The 1,912-nt window shown below is 71.8% G+C and carries 3 protein-coding genes; all 3 read left to right on the plus strand.

Features of this window, described 5'->3' with window-relative positions; translation table 11 throughout:
* The coding region (locus tag DEIPI_RS32340) for a lactonase family protein (protein ID WP_157463774.1) at window positions 1-476 on the plus strand (476 nt) is incomplete at its 5' end.
* Between the two features lie 54 nt (window positions 477-530).
* Window positions 531-1,235, plus strand: coding sequence for a DUF1045 domain-containing protein (locus tag DEIPI_RS32345; protein WP_045234639.1), 705 nt, complete (start codon window positions 531-533; stop codon window positions 1,233-1,235).
* A gap of 56 nt (window positions 1,236-1,291) precedes the next feature.
* Entirely contained in the window at window positions 1,292-1,765 is a 474-nt protein-coding gene (locus tag DEIPI_RS0117755) for an NUDIX hydrolase (RefSeq protein WP_027482647.1), read from the plus strand.
* Window positions 1,766-1,912 lie beyond the last annotated feature (147 nt).

Below are 1,912 nucleotides of genomic sequence, written 5' to 3' on the forward strand. Positions count from 1 at the left end.
GCCGCGCGGCCACCACGCGCCTGCCGGGCGGCTCCGGGCCGCGTCACGTGGCCTTCTCGCCCGACTCGAAGCTCGCGGTGGTGACGCTCGAACTCGCCGGAGGCCTCGCGGTGCTGCGCCTCGATGAAGGCGCCCCGGAGCTCGTGCGCGTCGTTCCGCCCGCCGAGGAGGGCGACCAGCCCGGCGAGGCGGCCTTCAGCCCGGACGGGCGCTTCGTGTACGTCTCGGTGCGCGGACGCGACGCGCTCGACGTGTACGCGCTGGCGGAGGGAGGAGAGCTGGAGCGCGTGCAGGGCGTCCCCACGGGCGGGCACGTCCCGAGGCACCTCGTCCTCACCCCGGACGGACGCTTCGTGCTCGTCGGGAACCAGGAGGGCGGCACCGTCGCCGTGTTCCCGCGTGACGCGGACTCCGGCCGCGTCGGGAAGGCGCGGCTCTTCGAGGCGCCCACGCCCGCCGGGCTGCTGCTCGTCTGAGGTCTTGAAGCTTCTCCCACCAACGCCGCGCGTGGCGTCTGCCCTAATGCACGCATGACCACCCGTTTCGCCGTGTACCTCGTGCCGCCCGCGCAGAGCGCCTTCTTCCGGCTCGGAAGCGCCGTTCTCGGCTGGGACAGCCGCGCCGGGCAGCCCGTGCAGCAGCCGCCCGGCCTGCGGCCCGAGTGGACCGCGAAGGCCGGGCCCTTCGGGTTCCACCTCACCGTCACGGAGGCCTTCGAGTGCGATCCCGCCGACTGGGACGACATCGAGCGCGAGTTGCGCGCTCTGTGCGCCTGCCTCTCGCCGGACGCGCACCTCGCGCTGTCGGGCGGGCGGACCGAGGTGTGGGACGGCGGCGAGGTGATCGTCCTGCGCTACGAGGCGAGCGAGGCGCTCGTGGTGCTCCAGACGCTCCTCGTGGCGCGGCTCGCGCGCTTCGTGACCGGATCGAGCTTCGACGACCTCGTCCGGGAGGACCCCTCGAAGTACGCCGCGCCCCACGAGCGGGCCCGTCTGCGCGCCCTGCGGACCCCGCGCGGGCTCGACACGTGGACGCCGCACTTCACGCTCGTCGAGCCCTACGAAGGCGAGGACGCCGAGGCGCTCGCGAGCGACCTCGAGGCGCGCTTCGAGGGTTTCGGCACGCTCGACTTCGACCGCGTCACCCTCATGCGGCAGGAGGACGACGGGCCGTACCGCGCCGTCCTCGACGTCGTCGTGGGCCGCGAGCGCGACGTGACGCCGGGGAAAGCGTGAGGGAGCGCCCACGCTTCAAATGTATGAGCGTTCAAACCCATTAGACTGAAGCGCAGATGAACCTCTCCCGCGTCATTCCCATCAAACGTGCCGCGCACGTCTACCTCGTGCAGGAGGGCAAACTGCTCCTCGTCACGGAGCGCATGGACGACGGCAGCATCTTCTGGGGCCTCCCCGGCGGCAAGGCCGTCGAGGGCGAGTCCCTCGCGGACGCCGCCGTCCGGCAGGTCAAGGTCGAGACGGGCCTCGACGTCACCGACCTCGACTTCGTCAGCCTCCTCGAAGGCGAGATGCTCTCCGGCAGCAAGCACCACTGCTTCGCGAACTTCGCGCGCTTCACCGCGAAGTTCAGCGGAGACCTGAACCCCACCGACCCGGAGGTGCTCGGCGCGCAGTGGGTGGACTTCGCGGACGTCATGAACCTCGTCCGTTACGGCCCCCCGCCCGAGGTGGAGGAACGCCACCCCCTCATCTGGATTCCCACGCGTGACTTCCTGAACGGCTCGGCGCGCTCGTACTACCCCATCTGAGACGGGCGGGCGCGCGCCTGCTAGAGTCCGGTCATCATGACCAGTCACGACTCGCCGGGCCGCGCCCGGCAGACGCGCGTGTACGTCCGCGGCCTCGGCGGGGAACGCCCGCGCGTGCCCGTCCGCTTCGACGACCTCGAGCGCGCC

The organism is Deinococcus pimensis DSM 21231, from assembly GCF_000519345.1.
In the GTDB taxonomy this organism is placed as follows: domain Bacteria; phylum Deinococcota; class Deinococci; order Deinococcales; family Deinococcaceae; genus Deinococcus_A; species Deinococcus_A pimensis.